A 15,294-nucleotide genomic window follows, 5' to 3' on the forward strand; every position below is an offset into this window, starting at 1 on the left:
ACGGCGACGGCCGCGCGGAGGGCGCCTCCGGCGGCGTCGACGGCCGCGCCGACTCCGGGGCGGCGCGCTGGGGCCGGTCAGTCCTTCCAGTCCAGTCGGGACTCCGGCACGCCGATCTCGCGTGCCAGCGCCTCGGCCTTCGCGCGTCCGATCTCGTCACCGAGCTCGTAGCGGATGGCCTGCCCGGGGAATACGACGAACACCTCGGTGGCGGTGGAGTAGTTGACGTACCAGGCGCCGATCGGATCGAGCGATTCCGAGAGCGCCAGGGCGATCGGTTCGGCGAGGGCCTCTTCGGATTCGAAGTCGATGAGCGTCCAGACCTCCGGCTGCCCGGGCACCGCGTTGTCCACCTCGACGCGCCGGAGCCTCGCCAGCCGCAGCCCGAGCCCTTCGAGCTCAGTTCCGCGCCGCAGGCTCTCCGCGATCAACACTCCTCGAATCACTGTTCCCCCGTTTGTTCGCTTGTTCCAACCGTAACGCGTCGGGTGTACGTTCCTGGGCGATTGCCTCTCATCCGGACGTCGCCGTTCGCCGCTGAGGCCCGCGCCCGAGCACCCGGCGTCTCGACCCGGTTCAATCGGTGTGCCCGCGCGCCTCCCGCACCGTCATCAGATCGCCGGGTTGGCAGTGCAGCTCCGCGCACAGGGCGCTGAGGGTGCTGAACCGGATGGCACGGGCCCGACCGTTCTTGAGTACGGAGAGGTTCGCCAATGTCAGGCCGATCCGATCGGCCAGCTCGGTGAGCGTCATCCCCCGTTCCGCCAGGAGCCTGTCGAGGTGCAGTTCGACCTGGTGTTCTCCTTCGGGCGGCATCAGACCACCGTCTCTAGCTCGGCGCGCATCGCGCAGCCCCGATTCACCACCTCCGCGATCGCGAACAGCCCGAAGCCGATCAGCAGCCAGTGCACCGGCAGATGCGCGACTCCGGCCGAGCCGCCGACGAGCATGGTGCTCGACAGGTACATCGCGGCGGTCAATTCCAGGATGAATCCGAGGTATCCACCCGCGATCGCGACCACCCCGGCCAGCCGCAACCGCCGCACCGTCGAGATGGTGAACGGGTCCTCGCGCCGGGCGTGCCGCACCAGCCACAGCAGCAGCGCCAGCAATGCCGCGACCACCGCGTTGCCGGGCAGCTCGGTGGAGGCCCATACCGCCCGTTGCCACGGGTCGGGGTCGGCCAGCGTGACGGTCACGTGCTGATCGTCGGCGATCGCGACGTTCTCGCGCAGTTCGAAGTCGATGGTGCCGGCGATCGCCGCGCCGGGCAGTTCCAGCGGCAGTCGGTCACCGGCCACCGCCGTTGCGGCGGGGGCGATGAGCCCCAGGCCGGCGACGGCCACCAGTGCGAGCACGAGGACGGCCCGCACTTCCTTGAGCCAATCCGGTCGACGAATGCCTTCTGGCAGGCGCATGCATCCTCCTTATCGAAAAACGATATATCGATTATCGATAAGCCATAGGACGTTGTCAAGTTTTCGACCACGCCGGCCAGGATGCCCTCCGACGACGGTCGGCATCGGACTCGAGCCTGGCCGTCCTCAGTCGGCGTCGCTGCTGCGGCGATAGACCATCCAGCTCTCGCATTCATCGACGTGCGCGAGGCCCAGGTCGGCCGCCGCCCACGTGATGAATCCGGCGGCGTCGACCAGGGCCGCCAGGTCGAAGGCGACCGGGAGCAGTTCGCGCTCGTCGTCGCCGAGCGGGCGGACGCGCTCGTATCCCCTCACGACGGCGTAGGCGTGCTCGGGCGGCAGCCGCCGGTCGGGGCCGTCCACGGCCAGGTAGCACCAGGCCCTGGCGAGGTCGATGACGAGCGGCCCGCGGTTGACCTCGTCGAAGTCGAGCACGGCGGTGAGTTCGCCGTCCTCCACCAGGAGGTTCTGCCGGTGCAGGTCGTGGTGGAGCGGTCCGGCGGGGAGGGCGCCGATCCGGGCGAGGTCGTCCTCGTGGCGTTCGAGGAACTTCCGCAGCGACTCGTGCCACTCCTCGACCCCGTCGAGGTCGGGGCGGGCCTCGATCGCCTGGCGCAGGAGGCCGATCCGGTCGAGTTCGGGGAGGGCCTCGTCGTCCCAGTCCGCGGTCAGGGCGTGCATGCGGGCCAGCGCCTCCCCGCAGCGTTCGGCCAGCGGCACCGTCAGTTCGGCGGGGACGTCGCCGGGAACGAACGGGAAGACCGCGATCGGCCGCTCGTCGTCGATGAGCGGCTCGCCGGTGTCGGCGATGAGCGGCCCTGGGGTGGGGAAGCCGCTGCGGGCGAGGAAGTCGACCAGGCGAAGCTCGGCGCGGACCCGCTCGGCCCCGGAGCGGAGGTACTCGCGCACGACGAGGTCGCCGGCGTCGGTCGCGATGCGCGTGTTCCGGTTGTCCTCCCCGCCCGCCAGGGGCACCGGCGCACCGAGGGGCTCGCGCCCGAACCTCGCGAGGATCGCGCGTTGGTCGGGGGCTTCGTCGTCTGCTCGTCGCATCACCGGGACTCCCATCCAGTTCGATGCTCCGACGGTATCGCGGCGTGCCGATGCGGGGCGCGGTACACCGCTTGCCGGGCGGTCGGAGCGGTTGTCCGCCGACATTGTCCGGTCCCGCTCGGTGCGCCGCAACGGGTTATCGCGGCGGGGCCGGCGCCAGTCCGGCGGCGTCGACGATCTCCTGGATGGTCAGAACGGTCTTGCCGCGCGCGTTGCCGGCCTTGGAGCGGGCCAGCGCGGTCGGCGCCTCTTCCAGTGGGGCCTTGAAGTCGATGCGGATCTTCAACTCGCCGTTGATGACCGATGCGGCCAGTGACTCCAGGGTCTTGGGCTTGGCGTCGGCGTAGCGGTTGGCGCCGCGGATCTCCTGTGCGAGCAGTGCCTCGGGGTCGAGGGCGGTGTTGGAGCTGATGATGACGCCGCCGGGCTTGACCAGGGCGGTGACGGCTGCGATGTCGCCTGGGCCGCTGACGAGGTCGACGACGGCGTCGAGTCCTTCGGGGTGGGCCAGGCGCACCTGGTCGACGGTGGGGGCCTCGGTGAAGTCGATGATCTCGGTCGCGCCCAGTTCGCGCAGGTAGTCGCGGGTCGCGGGATCGGCCGTGGCCAGGACGCGGGCGCCGCGGGCGGCGGCGAGCTGGACGGCCGACTGTCCGACGCCGCCGGAGGCGCCGTTGATGAGGATGGCCTGCCCGGAGGCGACGTCGGTGGCCTCGACGAAGTCGTGGGCGGCGACGCTGGCGGTGGGCAGTGCCGCGGCGATGTCGAACGGCAGTGTCGGCGGCAGCTTCGCGAGTTTGCCTTCGGCGGGGGCGAGGGCGAAGTCGGCGTAGGAGCCGCGCCCGCGCCGGACGTCCATGAACTGCCCGAAGACGCGGTCGCCGGGTGTGAGGCCGGTGACGCCCGGCCCGACTCGTTCGACGACGCCGGCACCGTCGGAACCGAGGACGAGCGGGAAGGCGTGGTCCACCTGGCCGCGCATGGCGCCCTCGATGACCTTCCAGTCGAAGGGGTTGAGTCCGGCGGCCTCCATTCGGACGAGGACCTCGCCGGGTCCCGGTTCGGGGACGGGCAGTTCGGCCAGTTCGGCCTCGGTGTCGAAGTCGGTCGCGATGACGGCGCGCACGGGGTTCTCCTCTCTCGGCCTCAGGCGGCCTCGGTCACGGCGGCCAGCGCGATGGTGTGGCCGGTGTGGGCCGCCTTCGCCTGAAGGTAGCGGATGTCGCTGCCGGTGGCGAACACGCCGGCGGGGATCGTGTCCGCAACGGTCGGGCCCAAGTCTCGCAGTTGGCGCGCCTTGTCGGGGTTGTTCGTCACAAGGTCGAGCGGGAAGCTGCACACGGATGCAAATGTGAATAATGAGTAGGATCGAGGCATGGATCACACGAGACGGCTTGGCGAGGACGAGATGCGGACGTGGCTGGCGTTCCTCGCCGCCGGGACCCTCGTCGACCGCGAGCTCGATCAGCGGCTCAAGGAGGACGTCGGCCTCTCGCACCTGCAATACGAGATCCTCATCAACCTCGATGAGGCGCCGAGCGGCGCCATGCGGATGACCGAGCTGGCCGAACGCCTGATCAGCTCCAAGAGCGGCCTGACGTACCAGGTCGGGCAGCTGGAGAAGGCGGGGTTGGCGCGGCGGCGCCCCTGCGAGTGGAGCAAGAGCGGGATCCTGGCCGAGCTCACCGACGCGGGCCGCGAGCTGCTCGAGCGCGCCGCTCCCGGCCACGTCCAAGCGGTGCGCGAGCTGGTCATCGACGTGCTCACGCCGGAGCAGCGCAAGGCGATCGCCGACGGCCTCGGCGCGGTACGCGACCGCATCGTCGAGAGCCGCCACGGCGAGACGTGCTGGTGAGGCCGGGAAGCAGTTGCCGGCCGGCGAAGTGCGGCCGGGGCGCCGCGCCGCCTGCTGACGCACCGGACGGTGGTTAGGCGGCCTCGTGGGCCTCGCGCGTCAAGAACGCGAGGCGGGCGCGCTTGTGGGGGAGGTCGATCTCGGGGCCGAGGGTGAACCCCGTGCGGCGCAGCCGGGCCCGCGCCTGCTCGTTGCGCGCGTCGGGCTCGACGATGATGCGCCGGTGCGCTGGGTCCTTGAACAGGTAGGCGGTGAGGACCGAGATCAGCGCGCCGGTGAACCCGGCCTGAGAGCCGCCGCGGTCGGGACGGGCGACGAGCAGGTGCGTGCCGATGTCGCCGGGCTCCACGTCGTAGCACTCCCCCACCGGGTCGGCGTCCGGCTCGTACGTCTGGAACAGGGCGATCGCCTCGCCCTCGCGCAGGACGAGGAAGGCGTGGTGGGTGGCGAGCGAGTCGAGGTGCTCGTAGATCTCCAGGACGCGCTCGCGGCTCGCCTCCGACATGCCCCAGAACCTGGCCCGCTCCTCGGTGACCCACGAATAGATGAGGTCGATGTCGGCCCGCGGATCGACCGGGACGATGCGGACGCGGCCGAAGCCGCCGAGGGTCTGCTCGTGGACGGGCGTGCGCCGCGCGGCGTCGGTGGTGTGGACGGTCATGGGTCGTTCCTCACTCAGTCGGTTCCAGTCGGTGGTGATGGGGATGAGTTCGCCTGCGCGCCAGAGCGGCAGCTGGTCGCGCGCGTGCGGGTCGCCGGGAACGCCGGAGGCTCCCAAGGGGACGATCCACCGGCTCCGGTCCCGACAAGACAGGTCCCACACCCAGCGGGCGGCCGGTCCGCGCGTGAAACCGTCGGTGACGCCGGGGACACTCGTCGTGGACAGGACGCAGTCGTGGTCGCCGGCGACGCCGGGCCAGTGCTCTTCGGCCTCGGAGGGGCGGGGCCGCCAGGGCGCGAGGCGGTGCACCTCGCCCCACGGCACGAGCCCGCCGGTGGCCGCCACGGTTTCGGCGGCCTCGCGGACGGCGCCCGTGATATCGGCGGCGGGAATGGGGCCGCGCGGGTGCGAGAGGAGGTGTTCGAGGGCGAAGGCGACGCGGGGGCGCAGCGCGAGCCAGGGCGCGAAGACCTCCGGGTAGGGCGCGGGTTCGGCCAGCGGCGCCAGCGCCGGATGCTCGGCCAGGCGGCGGACGACGGCACCGCGCAGGGCGGCGTAGTCGGCGGCTTCGGCGCTGGCGACGTCCATGCGGCGGTCCCAGTCCAGGAGCCGTTTGCGCAGGGCGGTCGCCGCGCAGCCGAGACCGTCGGCGGCGGCGAGGGCGTCCAGAAGCGGGCCGGCCGAGGGCAGGAGCGTGTCGGTGTGGACGACTCCCATGGCCCCGGGGGTCCAGGCGCGTGAGGCGGTGAGCAGCTCGGCGATGCGTCTGGCACGGTGGGCGGGCGCGAACTCGACGCCGAGCGGCGTGGCCAGGCCCCGCTGGTTGGCCATGACGGTGACGGCGCGGACGTGGCCGCGCGGCGGGCGCCGCCAGCCGTGCCAGGCGTGGCGGGCCTTCCAGGCGGGCACCGGCCGGATGGTGTTCGCACGCTCCCGCAAGGGGACTCGCCCGGCGACACGATGCAGGTGACCGCCGGCGGTGTCGGCGGCGAGGACGACGTTGACCGGGGTGACCCACTCGTCGAGCGCGGCGTCCACATCGGCCACCGTCCGGGATCGCAGCAGCTTGGGCAGCGCCGAGAAGCCGAGATCGGCGCCGACCCTGACCGGGCAGCGCAGACTCAGTGCCCAGCCGTCGTCGAGCCCGCCGGCGATGACGGGGCCACGCGGCGTCTCGACCACGGCGATGGTTTCGGAGGCGGCCCCGGCGACCTCGATCGTCTCGGTCCGCGCCGGCGCCGGCTGCCAGCCGTCCGGGCCGAGCGCTTCGATGCCGTCGCCGTCCTCGCGGTGGCGCAGGCGTTCCCAGTAGAGGTCCTGGGCGTCGGCCATGGCATTGGTGATGCCCCAGGCAACGGCGCCGGTATGTCCGAAGTGGGCGATACCCGGAATGCCGGGCACGGCCAGGCCGACCACGTCGAACTCGTCGCAGGAGAGGCGGATCTGCTGGTAGATGCCCGGGTCCTCGATAATGCGGTGCGGGTCGCCCGCGATCAGGGCCGCACCGGAGGCGGTGCGCTCGCCGGTGACGAGCCAGCCGTTGCTGCCCGAGCGGTCGGGACCGTCGGTGGCGAAGCGCGCCATCGCGTCCTCACCGAGCAGGGTGGCGACGCGCTCGCGCCACAGCTTCGCCGGGAATCCGGACGCGGACAGCAGGTGCTCGGACAGCCAGATCGCCAGCGGCGTCCACGATTCCCAAGGCGCGCCTTCGCGAAGCGAAGCGTTGACGCCGTCGACGTAGGCGGCGACCCAGGCCGCGGTGGGCGCGTCGAGCCCGGCGAAGCAGCGCCGGGCGGTGTCGACGATGCGGGCTTGGCGGGCGAGGCGGTCCCAGGCGACGGACCCGGGTCCGAGCAGCGCCGCCGAAGTGCCTTCCGCGCGCCGGCGGGCGACCTCTACTTGCGATCCGCGGTCCTGTGCGGCGTTGTGCCCCTGGGCGAAAGCCAGTGCGCGGGCGGTGCGGGCCCGAAGGTGCGGAACACCCCAGGCGTCCCTGTACGTCGCGAACTCCATCCCCGCCTCGGCTCTCTGTAGTTAGGGTAGTCTAACCTAACCCGAGATTCTGTCATATGCCTGGTCTCCCGAGGAGGCCGCCCGAGGAAGGAGACGCCCATGGGACATGGCTGGGAGGGCGCGGTACTGAAACTCATGCGCGCCAAGGACTTCGAGTTCACCGTGACCGGCGCCGAACAGGTGACCGAGCACTTCAGGCGCGTGACGTTCACCGACGGCGGCATGCTGGCGGCCACCGGCACGCACCCGACGATGTGGGTGCGCATGTGGTTCGAGAACGCCGGGCGACCGCACCAGCGCGCCTACACCCTCATCGACCCCGATCCGCAGACCGGCGCCTTCAGCGTCGACTTCGCGATGCATGAGGGGCCCGCCTGCGACTGGGCCGGCGGCGCCCGGCCGGGCGACACCATCGAGGCGACGGTGCAGGGCTCCGTTTTCACCGCCCCCGATCCCCTGCCGAGGCGGATGTTCGTGTTCGGCGACGCCGCCTCGCTTCCGGCTATCAACTCGCTGCTCGCCGCGCTCCCCCAGGTACCGGCGACGATCTGGTTCGAGACCGTCCACGACGGCGCCGACGCCGAGACGCTGGCGGTGGACGGCGACCGGCACGAGCTCACCATCGTGCCGCGCAAGGATTCCGGAGCGCTGCTGGTGTCCCAGGCGCGCGCGGCGCTCCCGGAGCTCATCGAGGACCCGGCCGGGGCCTACGTCTGGATCGCCTGCGACTTGAAGAACACCAGGGCACTGACCGCTCTCGCCCGCAAGGAGATCGGCATCCCGAAAGAGCGGGTGAAGTCGATGGCCTACTGGCGCGAGTGCTGACGCCGCCGCGAGGCCAGGTCGGCGGCGGCCTCGGTCCAAGTCGGCCACTCGAACGCGAATCCCGCGTCGAGGAGCCTGCCGGGAACCACTCGGCGGCTCTTGAGCAGCAGCTCGGTGTCCGAGCGCAGCGCGAACGCGCCGAGCTCGGCCATCCACCTCGTGGCGGGCAACCCCACCGGCATCCGCCAGGCCCGCCGCAGCCCGTGCATGAGATCGCGCTGCGGCAGCGGCCCCGGCGAGGCCACGTTCACCGCGCCCGCGATGTCATCGCGTTCGATCAGGAAGGCGACGGCGCGGGCGAAGTCCTCGTCGTGGATCCACGAGACGTACTGCGCACCACCGGCGACCGGGCCGCCGAGTCCGAGGCGCGCCAGCCACGACAGGACGTCGAAGACGCCGCCGCGGTCGGGGCTCATCACCATCGCCGCCCGCATGGCGACCTTTCGGGTGCGGGGCGTCTCGGCGCGATCCAGCGCCCGCTCCCATGACCGGGCGATGTGGACGCTGAAGGCCCAGTAGTCGGGGACGTCCGGCTCGTCGCCGCCGATGACACCGCTCGCCTCGTCGTTGGCGGCGTCGAAGCGGTGCGCGTAGACGGTGGCGGTGCTCATCTGGAGCCACACGCTCGGCGGCTTCGACGCGGCGGCGATCGCCTCGCCGACGAGTCGCGCCGAGCGGACCCGGGAGGCGAGCATGGCTCGCAGGTTCACGAGGTCGTACCGGCAGCTGACCGACCGCCCGGCGAGGTTGACGACGACATCGCAGCCGTCGATCTCCCCGGTCCAGGGCCCGAGGGCCTCGCCGTCCCAGCGCACCTCGTAGTCCTTCGTGGGGCGCCTGGTCAAGACGACGACCTCGTGGCCCGCGCCGGTCAGGGCGCGCCGCAGGACCGCGCCGACCTGCCCGGTACCGCCCGGCATAACGATCTTCACGAGGCCTCCTCGAATCCGAGCCTAGCCTCGGTCGATCCTCGCGCACGTCCGCACCATGTCACAGGGCGGCCCTAAGATCGCGACATGGCTGTGAAATTCAAGATCTGCATCGACTGCGCGGACCCGCACCGGCTCGCGAAGTTCTGGGCCGAGGCCATGGACTACGTCGTCGAGGACCACTCCCCGCTCATCGAGACGCTCCTCCAGCAAGGCGTCGTCGGAGACGAGCTCGTGACCGAGGTAGACGGTCACAAGGCGTGGAAGAGCGCCGCCGCGGTCCGGGATCCCGACGCCCCGGTCCACCACAACGGCGTCGGACTGGGCGGCCGGATCCTGTTCCAGGCCGTCCCCGAGCCCAAGGAGGTCAAGAACCGCGTCCACCTCGACCTGCACTACGGCGAGGACCGGTACGAGGCCGAGGCCGACCGCCTCGAAGGGCTCGGCGCGACACGCCTCGGCGCCTACGACGAGGACGGCGCCAAGTGGATCCTCATGGCCGACCCCGAGGGCAACGAGTTCTGCGCCCACGCATGACCGGGCCTTGGGACGCCGAGACACCCGGCCTCATGGCGCTGCCTTCCGGCCGGACCCCGCGCGCATCCGCCTGCCGCTCCCAACAGGGCAGACCCCGACGTTCGGCCTCTACCTGCTCGGGAAGGCGCCACCGTCCGTCTCACGGGAGTCCCGCCGGCTCCACTGGCCCGACTTCTGGCTGCCGCTCCCGAGGCGCCCTCACCGAAGCGTGGCGACGATCCGAGGGCGAACGCGTCGAAGTCGCCTGCGGCGGCGGGCGCACCGGCACCGCGCTCGCCTGCATCGCAGTGCTCGACGGCGTGCCTCCCGCCGAGGCGGTCGCGTACGTGCGCGAGCATTACCACGCCCGCGCCGTCGAGACCGCCTGGCAGCGGCGCTTCGTGACCGGCTTCGGCCGAACCCGCCGACACGCTCGCGAATCCCCGCGTGAGCGTGCTTGCGGCGTAGTCTTGCGCATTCGTGATGCACGCGGCGAGCGTGGCCGCCCGCCCGGGCGGCCCATGGGAGAGCGACCATGACCGAGGAACAGCTGGAAGCCACGCGCTGGTGCGCCACGATGCCCGTGCACCGGCGCCTGCTCGACACGCTGCCCGGCTACGTCGATGCCCGCACCGACATCGAGAACCAGGCCTTCGCCTGGCGCCGGGGCCGCCGCCAGCAGGTCGTCACCGTCCCCGTCGTCGTCCACGTGGTGTACGGCGAGGAATCGGCCGACATCTCGGACGAGCAGGTGCACAGCCAGATCAAGGTCCTCAACGCCGACTTCCGGATGCGCAACACCGACCTCGAGCGGGTCCCCGAGCCGTTCCAGGCGCTCGCCGCCGACGCCCGCGTCGAGTTCGCGCTGGCAGGGACCGACCCCGACGGCGCGCCGAGCGCCGGTATCACCCGCACCCGGACCGACGTGGCCGCCTTCGACGCCGACGACACCGTCAAGCGCGCCTCCACCGGCGGCGCCGACGCCTGGCCCGCCGACCGCTACCTCAACGTCTGGGTGTGCCGCCTCGGCGGCGGCCTGCTCGGCTACGCCCAGTTCCCCGGCGGCCCGCCCGAGACCGACGGCGTCGTCGTCACCCACCAGGGCTTCGGCACCACCGGCACCGCCACCGCCCCGTTCAACGGCGGCCGCACCACCGTCCACGAGATCGGGCACTGGCTCAACCTGCGGCACATCTGGGGCGACGACGGCGAGGGCTGCTCGGGCTCGGATTTCGTCGGCGACACGCCGAACCAGGGCGGGCCCAACCGCGGTGTCCCCGAGTTCCCGACGATCAGCTGCGACAACGCCCCGCACGGCGACCTGTTCGTCAACTTCATGGACTACAGCGACGACGCCGCCACCGTCATGTTCACCATCGGCCAGGCCGAGCGCATGGACGCCTGCCTTGCCGGGCCCCGCAGGAGCTTCGCCACGAGCGCCGGCAATGCCGCCGAACCGGGAGACCTCGCGCCCACGGCCCCCTAGTATTCGAGGAACACACGGATTCGGGGCGTTTCGCCCCGCCATCGACGAGTGTCCGCGAGGTGATCATGAGCGAGCCACCGCAAGCCCTGTTCCGACGCTGGGTGCACATCGAGGAAGAGGACGAGGCCGGCGTCCGCGTCTTTCGGCCCTTCGAGGACCCCGTCGCGCTCGGTCGCGGCCGGGACAGCATCGAGTTCCGCCCCGACGGCTCGGTGGTCCGCTACGAGTTCAGCGCCACCGACGCCCCGATCGTCCTCGACGGCCAGTGGCGGTGCCCGCAGCAGGACGAGATCTACACGTCCGGCTCGCGCGGCGGCCTCGACCTGGCGTACAAGGTCGTTTCGGTCGAACCCGGCGAACTGCGCATGCGCCCGCTCGAAGCGTGAGCGGCCCTCGACGCCGGCGGTCGCCGACTCCGGCAAGGCGACCGTCGACGGCCGCGAGACCGCTGCCGCCTTCGGCGACATCGAGGCCGCCTCGACGCAAGGGCTCCATCGGCGGGCTCAGGCGATCTCGATGACCGGGTTGTGGCGCACGGGGAAGTTCACCGAGTTGGCGATGAAGCAGGCCTCGTTGGCCTCGTGATGGAGGTCGGTCGCGTCCTCGAGCTTGGCGTCGTCGGTGATGGTGACCTTGGGGTTGAGCACGACCTCGACGAAGCGACCGCTGTTGCCGCGCGTCTGCTCCATGCGGCCGGTCGCCAGGTCCTCGTACTCGGTCACGACGATGCGGCTCCTCGCGCACAGCGCCAGGTAGGTGAGCATGTGGCATTCGGACAGGGACGCCACGAGCAGTTCTTCGGGGTGCCACCGGTCGTCCTGGCCGCGGAAGGCGGGGTCGGCGCTGCCGAGGATCGTGGGCTTGCCCTGGGCCACGACCTCGTGGTCGCGCCCGTAGTCGCGGTACGTCCGCGTCCCCGAACCGGCGTTGCCGGTCCATTTGAGGGTGACTTCATAGTGGTGCTCGCCGCGCATCGACGGTCTCCTTGGATAGACGGTCCGCCGTCAGCGTAACGGTTCGGAGCTTCCTGCGCCGGTGGCGGAGCGGCCATGCGAAGGACGGGCGAAGGACGACCGCGCGGGCGCGATGGTGCGGCGCGCCCGCGCGGTCGATCCCTTCCGTTCCCCGCCGGCCCGCCGAGGCGGGCGGCTGGGATGGAGGTCTCGTGCGCCCTTCCAAGGGTCCCGGCGGAGCACCCGCGAAGGAAGGGCCGCATAGTCCGATCATCCCAGATCTTCGGCCGGTGACGGGTCCACCGAGTGGTCGCGATGGGCGCGGACGGCACCGGATCCGCCCGGAAAGGCGCCGTTATGTCGGATACGCGACAGACGAGGATCGCGGACGGCACAAGTAGTGCGGTCCCATTTAGAATCAAGGGATCGTTCGTGCAAATGCACGTGCATTCGCACGAGCCGATCACACCGGAGGCTTGCCGGTGCCACTGCTCCCTCACGATTGGGAAGTCCGCGAATGAGCATGCCGCAACGTGGAGCGGTCCATGACGCCGTCATGGACGGGTCCGGTAGGCGCGTCGTCGTCGTCTCGATCGACGCGCACAACGAACGGCCGTACACCGGTCAGGTGCACGTGATGCCGCTCTCGCGTCAATCGAAGCCGTTCGCGGTCCCGTGCGGCGACACCGACGCGATCGGCGGCCACATCCTCGTGGCAGAGCTGACGGCCATCCGGATCGGGCAGCTCGGCGATGCGGTGTGCCTGCTGTCGGGGCCGACGCTCGCGAGGCTGGAAGCGGCCATCTGCCAGTACACCGACCTCAATCGGTGAAGCGAAATGCCGCGGAAGCGGCCGCCGGCCCCCGGTCGGCGGCCGCTTCCCGCGGCGGCTGAAGCGTGGTCAGTAGGCCTTGCGCTGGGACTTCGCGGCGCGCTTGCGCCGGTACGAGTGCCACAAGCGCTGTCCCACCGCGATCGCCACAGAAACCGCGACGCTCTTGATCAGCCGTCCCATAGCGGGCCTCCTCGTTCGGTGACGTGATCACCTGCCCGAAACGCGCCCGGAGGGATCCGGGCGTCTCGGGAGGTAATTCCCGCCGCACCGAAGTGCCAAACCTCGGCGCGGACGGCTCAATGCGTGGAGAGCGGATCCAACTCGTCCCACGGCACGCGGAGACGGACCGCACCGGGCGTGTCGATGTCCACGTCGGACAGCGGCACGTACCTCGTGTCGCGGTGAAGGAACCGCGCAAGACGAGTGAACAGTCCCGGCCCGACCTCGTCGCCGCGGTCGTACCCGAACAGGCGGATGTGCCTGCGGCTCAAGACGAGGCCTTCGACGACGAGCGCGGGGGCACCGGGCCTCGTCCGGGCGCGGATGTCGATCACGATCCCTTCCCGGCGCCCGTCAGTGCCCGCCACCGGGGCCTCGAGCAGGTCACTCGCCAGCATGACCGGCCCCCGGGATGCGCGCGACGAACTTCCTGAACTTCCGCTCGGAGCGGCTCATGGCCCGCTCGGCGGCCCGCTCGGTCACTTCCACATCGGACTCCACGTCCACGACGTCCTCGAGCCCGATCCGGCGCGCCGGGAAGGGTCCCCCGGTCAGGCGCATCGCCCAGCGCAGCACCGTCGCCTCCCACCGGGGCAGGCGAGCGGTCAGCGCCGAGGTGCCCACCCACAGCGCCGTCACCTCGACCGTGCCGTCGTCTCGCCGGGTCAGCTCGATGTCGTCGACCTTGCCGACGGGGACCGCCTCGGGGGCCGTGATCTGCCGGTCGAGCAGCTGCGTGCCCAGGTCGATCCGATCGCGCCCGTGCCATTCGATGCCGTTCATGCGCCCATCCCCGTCGTGATCATCAGCGGGATCGCCGCGAGCGCGGCGACCAGCACCACCACCATCGTCGCCAGTCCCACCGCGTTGCCGAGCCGGCCGTTGACGTGCTCGCCCAGGTACTCCCGGTCGTTGGCGACGATGAGGACCGGCAGGTAGGTCAGCGGCAGCGCCACGGCCGAGCCGACCAGCGCCACCTCGGTGACCATCACCGGGTCCACACCGGTCTGGATGATGACCAGCGCGCCCAGCATCGACAGGGCCACCACGACGTGGAACCTCGCGGCCCGCTTCGGCGGGAGCCGCTTGCCCCACGGCCAACCGAAGTACTGGGCCAGCATGTACCCGCACGACATGCCGGTCTCGAAGGCGGCCCCGGTCAAGACCGCGAAGAGCCCGAACAACAACACGATCGTCCCCGCCATGCCGAAGGCGATGCCGACCGGCAGGACGACCTGCCCGAGGCTGCTCACGCCCATGCCGAGCGGGAGCATGACGACCGCCGCCGAGCCGGCGATGCCGAGGGAGAGCATGCCGCCGAGCGGGAAGCCGATGAGCGCGTTGGCCCTCTGCACGCTGAGGTCCCCCAGTCCCCAGCGCTCCTCGACGCCTCCCGAAGAGAAGAAGAACACCGCGTACGGCGTCATCGCCGCCGCGAACAGCGTGATCGCGTAGTAGAAGTAGGTGGGCACCGGCTCGTCGGCGGGCGGGGAGACGCTCATCGCCTGGCCGGCCAGCGCGGACCAGTTCGGGTCGAGCCACCAGATCGAGACGGCGAAGACGGCGACCGCGAGCCCGGCGAGGCCGAGCGCCTGCTCGATCTTGTGGAACTTCACGCGCCAGATCACGAGCCACAGGGCGATCACGACCGGCGCCACCCAGACCACGTGCGGGATGCCGCTGGCCAGTTCGATGACGACGGCGATGCCGCCGATCTGCGCGGCCATGGTCAGGAGGCTGACCGCGAACGAGGCCAGGAGGTTGATCAGGGCGGCGCGCGGACCCAGCCGCTCGCGGACGAGGTCGTAGACGGGTCGGCCGGAGACGGCCACGATCCGGCCCGACATCTCGGCGAAGGCGCAGATGCCGATCACGCCGAGGACCACGACCCAGGCGAGCCCGAGGCCGTAGCGGGCGCCGACGGTCGCGTTGGCGACGATGTCGCCGATGTCGACGAATCCGCCGACGGCCGTGAGGATGCCGAGGGTGACGGCGAGGTACTTCTTCACAGCAGGGTGCTCCACTCCGCCACGGCCGCGGCGGTCTCGGCGGCCCGCTCCTGCGATCGGCGCAGGCCGGTCCGGTCGCCGGACTGCACCGCGGACCGCGTCTGGTCCACCAGGGCGGTCGAGTCGTCGATCAGGGCCAAGAGCTCGTCGTTCGGGCCGGGGAGGCCCTCGGCGTCCTCGCGCAGCTCGCCGAGCGCCGACGCGGTGTCGTCGAGCACGGCGGTCAGCGTGACGGCCGGGGCGGGCGGGTCTTGGAGGCCGGCCTCGGCGATGAGCTGGACGGTCCGCACCTCGTCGTGAACGCCGGAGACGACGTGGTCGACTCGGGTGCCGGAGGAGGCGGCCAGGTCGGCGCAGGAGGCGCCGAGCAGGGCGGCGGCGAGTGCGGCGATGACGAGCATCGCCCGCTTCCTCGTCTGCGGCCCCATGATCGCCGTCCACCCCCGCTCATCCGTCTCGGGCCGGAGCCGCGCGTCTGGAGCGGCACGGCCCGGCCGCCGATACCGACCGTAGTGGAGGATC

Annotated in this window: 19 protein-coding genes and 1 pseudogene; 7 read left to right on the forward strand and 13 right to left on the reverse strand. The window is 71.4% G+C overall.

Features of this window, described 5'->3' with window-relative positions:
• Positions 1-77: 77 nt before the first annotated feature.
• From ACYVK3_RS20295 to ACYVK3_RS20320, 6 genes are all read right to left on the reverse strand, one after another.
• Positions 78-434, reverse strand: coding sequence for a hypothetical protein (locus ACYVK3_RS20295; RefSeq protein ID WP_460499169.1), 357 nt, complete (start codon positions 432-434; stop codon positions 78-80).
• A 142-nt stretch (positions 435-576) separates the two neighbouring features.
• Positions 577-816: a helix-turn-helix domain-containing protein gene (locus ACYVK3_RS20300; protein WP_460499170.1), complete on the reverse strand. Its 240-nt coding sequence runs from the start codon at positions 814-816 to the stop codon at positions 577-579.
• Positions 816-1,418 carry a DUF2975 domain-containing protein gene (locus tag ACYVK3_RS20305; RefSeq protein ID WP_460499171.1) on the reverse strand — a complete coding sequence of 201 codons (603 nt, stop codon included), beginning with the start codon at positions 1,416-1,418 and terminating at the stop codon, positions 816-818. The genes ACYVK3_RS20300 and ACYVK3_RS20305 overlap by 1 nt, the downstream gene beginning before the upstream one ends.
• 126 nt (positions 1,419-1,544) lie before the next feature.
• Positions 1,545-2,471: a protein kinase family protein gene (locus tag ACYVK3_RS20310; RefSeq protein WP_460499172.1), complete on the reverse strand. Its 927-nt coding sequence runs from the start codon at positions 2,469-2,471 to the stop codon at positions 1,545-1,547.
• A 136-nt stretch (positions 2,472-2,607) separates the two neighbouring features.
• Positions 2,608-3,597 (reverse strand): NADP-dependent oxidoreductase, encoded by a 990-nt coding sequence (locus ACYVK3_RS20315; RefSeq protein ID WP_460499173.1) that lies wholly within the window; start codon positions 3,595-3,597, stop codon positions 2,608-2,610.
• A gap of 20 nt (positions 3,598-3,617) precedes the next feature.
• Complete coding sequence (locus tag ACYVK3_RS20320; protein WP_460499174.1) at positions 3,618-3,812, reverse strand: GTP cyclohydrolase II; 195 nt, start codon at positions 3,810-3,812, stop codon at positions 3,618-3,620.
• 34 nt (positions 3,813-3,846) lie between these two features.
• On the opposite strand from ACYVK3_RS20320, the gene ACYVK3_RS20325 reads away from it, so the two are divergent.
• Entirely contained in the window at positions 3,847-4,326 is a 480-nt protein-coding gene (locus tag ACYVK3_RS20325) for a MarR family winged helix-turn-helix transcriptional regulator (protein ID WP_460499175.1), read from the forward strand.
• Between the two features lie 73 nt (positions 4,327-4,399).
• Here the strand turns inward: ACYVK3_RS20325 and ACYVK3_RS20330 are convergent, their stop codons facing one another.
• The gene (locus ACYVK3_RS20330) at positions 4,400-7,000 is read right to left on the reverse strand and encodes a GNAT family N-acetyltransferase (protein WP_460499176.1); all 2,601 of its coding nucleotides are present in this window, start codon (positions 6,998-7,000) and stop codon (positions 4,400-4,402) included.
• A 99-nt stretch (positions 7,001-7,099) separates the two neighbouring features.
• Between ACYVK3_RS20330 and ACYVK3_RS20335 the strand changes: the two genes are divergently transcribed.
• Complete coding sequence (locus tag ACYVK3_RS20335) at positions 7,100-7,825, forward strand: siderophore-interacting protein (protein WP_460499177.1); 726 nt, start codon at positions 7,100-7,102, stop codon at positions 7,823-7,825.
• On the opposite strand, the gene ACYVK3_RS20340 is transcribed toward ACYVK3_RS20335, so the two are convergent.
• Complete coding sequence (locus tag ACYVK3_RS20340; RefSeq protein ID WP_460499178.1) at positions 7,807-8,757, reverse strand: epimerase; 951 nt, start codon at positions 8,755-8,757, stop codon at positions 7,807-7,809. The genes ACYVK3_RS20335 and ACYVK3_RS20340 overlap by 19 nt on opposite strands.
• 84 nt (positions 8,758-8,841) lie before the next feature.
• On the opposite strand from ACYVK3_RS20340, the gene ACYVK3_RS20345 reads away from it, so the two are divergent.
• The 4 genes and pseudogenes from ACYVK3_RS20345 to ACYVK3_RS20360 all read left to right on the forward strand — a co-directional run bounded on the left by ACYVK3_RS20345 (position 8,842) and on the right by ACYVK3_RS20360 (position 11,142).
• Entirely contained in the window at positions 8,842-9,291 is a 450-nt protein-coding gene (locus ACYVK3_RS20345) for a VOC family protein (protein ID WP_460499179.1), read from the forward strand.
• Positions 9,288-9,686: pseudogene (locus ACYVK3_RS20350) on the forward strand (protein-tyrosine phosphatase family protein); the annotation flags it as partial. The gene ACYVK3_RS20345 and the pseudogene ACYVK3_RS20350, both read left to right, overlap by 4 nt.
• Before the next feature lie 119 nt (positions 9,687-9,805).
• A complete protein-coding gene (locus ACYVK3_RS20355; protein WP_460499180.1) occupies positions 9,806-10,756 on the forward strand; it encodes a zinc metalloprotease in 951 nt (316 codons plus the stop codon).
• A 65-nt stretch (positions 10,757-10,821) separates the two neighbouring features.
• Positions 10,822-11,142 (forward strand): hypothetical protein, encoded by a 321-nt coding sequence (locus ACYVK3_RS20360; protein ID WP_460499181.1) that lies wholly within the window; start codon positions 10,822-10,824, stop codon positions 11,140-11,142.
• Between the two features lie 117 nt (positions 11,143-11,259).
• Here ACYVK3_RS20360 and ACYVK3_RS20365 read toward each other — a convergent pair whose 3' ends face one another.
• The gene (locus ACYVK3_RS20365) at positions 11,260-11,730 is read right to left on the reverse strand and encodes an OsmC family protein (RefSeq protein ID WP_460499182.1); all 471 of its coding nucleotides are present in this window, start codon (positions 11,728-11,730) and stop codon (positions 11,260-11,262) included.
• Between the two features lie 496 nt (positions 11,731-12,226).
• Here ACYVK3_RS20365 and ACYVK3_RS20370 point away from each other — a divergent pair, with 496 nt between their 5' ends.
• Positions 12,227-12,541, forward strand: coding sequence for a type II toxin-antitoxin system PemK/MazF family toxin (locus ACYVK3_RS20370; protein WP_460499183.1), 315 nt, complete (start codon positions 12,227-12,229; stop codon positions 12,539-12,541).
• 299 nt (positions 12,542-12,840) lie between these two features.
• On the opposite strand, the gene ACYVK3_RS20375 is transcribed toward ACYVK3_RS20370, so the two are convergent.
• The 4 genes from ACYVK3_RS20375 to ACYVK3_RS20390 are packed head-to-tail and all read right to left on the reverse strand — an operon-like array spanning position 12,841 to position 15,200.
• Positions 12,841-13,161, reverse strand: coding sequence for a hypothetical protein (locus ACYVK3_RS20375; protein WP_460499184.1), 321 nt, complete (start codon positions 13,159-13,161; stop codon positions 12,841-12,843).
• Positions 13,148-13,546, reverse strand: a complete 399-nt coding sequence (locus ACYVK3_RS20380; RefSeq protein ID WP_460499185.1) for a hypothetical protein — start codon at positions 13,544-13,546, stop codon at positions 13,148-13,150. Before ACYVK3_RS20380 ends, ACYVK3_RS20375 begins: the two co-directional genes overlap by 14 nt.
• A complete protein-coding gene (locus ACYVK3_RS20385) occupies positions 13,543-14,772 on the reverse strand; it encodes an NRAMP family divalent metal transporter (protein ID WP_460499186.1) in 1,230 nt (409 codons plus the stop codon). Before ACYVK3_RS20385 ends, ACYVK3_RS20380 begins: the two co-directional genes overlap by 4 nt.
• Complete coding sequence (locus ACYVK3_RS20390) at positions 14,769-15,200, reverse strand: hypothetical protein (RefSeq protein ID WP_460499187.1); 432 nt, start codon at positions 15,198-15,200, stop codon at positions 14,769-14,771. Before ACYVK3_RS20390 ends, ACYVK3_RS20385 begins: the two co-directional genes overlap by 4 nt.
• Between the last annotated feature and the right edge of the window lie 94 nt (positions 15,201-15,294).

The organism is Glycomyces tarimensis (assembly GCF_054776215.1).

Bases quoted from the DNA above. Each gene is read 5' to 3' on its own strand.
- ACYVK3_RS20300 (WP_460499170.1), bottom strand. From the start codon at position 816: ATGCCGCCCGAAGGAGAACACCAGGTCGAACTGCACCTCGACAGGCTC.
- ACYVK3_RS20305 (WP_460499171.1), bottom strand. From the start codon at position 1,418: ATGCGCCTGCCAGAAGGCATTCGTCGACCGGATTGGCTCAAGGAAGTG.
- ACYVK3_RS20310 (WP_460499172.1), bottom strand. From the start codon at position 2,471: ATGCGACGAGCAGACGACGAAGCCCCCGACCAACGCGCGATCCTCGCG.
- ACYVK3_RS20325 (WP_460499175.1), top strand. From the start codon at position 3,847: ATGGATCACACGAGACGGCTTGGCGAGGACGAGATGCGGACGTGGCTG.
- ACYVK3_RS20330 (WP_460499176.1), bottom strand. From the start codon at position 7,000: ATGGAGTTCGCGACGTACAGGGACGCCTGGGGTGTTCCGCACCTTCGG.
- ACYVK3_RS20335 (WP_460499177.1), top strand. From the start codon at position 7,100: ATGGGACATGGCTGGGAGGGCGCGGTACTGAAACTCATGCGCGCCAAG.
- ACYVK3_RS20345 (WP_460499179.1), top strand. From the start codon at position 8,842: ATGGCTGTGAAATTCAAGATCTGCATCGACTGCGCGGACCCGCACCGG.
- ACYVK3_RS20355 (WP_460499180.1), top strand. From the start codon at position 9,806: ATGACCGAGGAACAGCTGGAAGCCACGCGCTGGTGCGCCACGATGCCC.
- ACYVK3_RS20360 (WP_460499181.1), top strand. From the start codon at position 10,822: ATGAGCGAGCCACCGCAAGCCCTGTTCCGACGCTGGGTGCACATCGAG.
- ACYVK3_RS20365 (WP_460499182.1), bottom strand. From the start codon at position 11,730: ATGCGCGGCGAGCACCACTATGAAGTCACCCTCAAATGGACCGGCAAC.
- ACYVK3_RS20370 (WP_460499183.1), top strand. From the start codon at position 12,227: ATGAGCATGCCGCAACGTGGAGCGGTCCATGACGCCGTCATGGACGGG.
- ACYVK3_RS20375 (WP_460499184.1), bottom strand. From the start codon at position 13,161: ATGCTGGCGAGTGACCTGCTCGAGGCCCCGGTGGCGGGCACTGACGGG.
- ACYVK3_RS20380 (WP_460499185.1), bottom strand. From the start codon at position 13,546: ATGAACGGCATCGAATGGCACGGGCGCGATCGGATCGACCTGGGCACG.
- ACYVK3_RS20390 (WP_460499187.1), bottom strand. From the start codon at position 15,200: ATGGGGCCGCAGACGAGGAAGCGGGCGATGCTCGTCATCGCCGCACTC.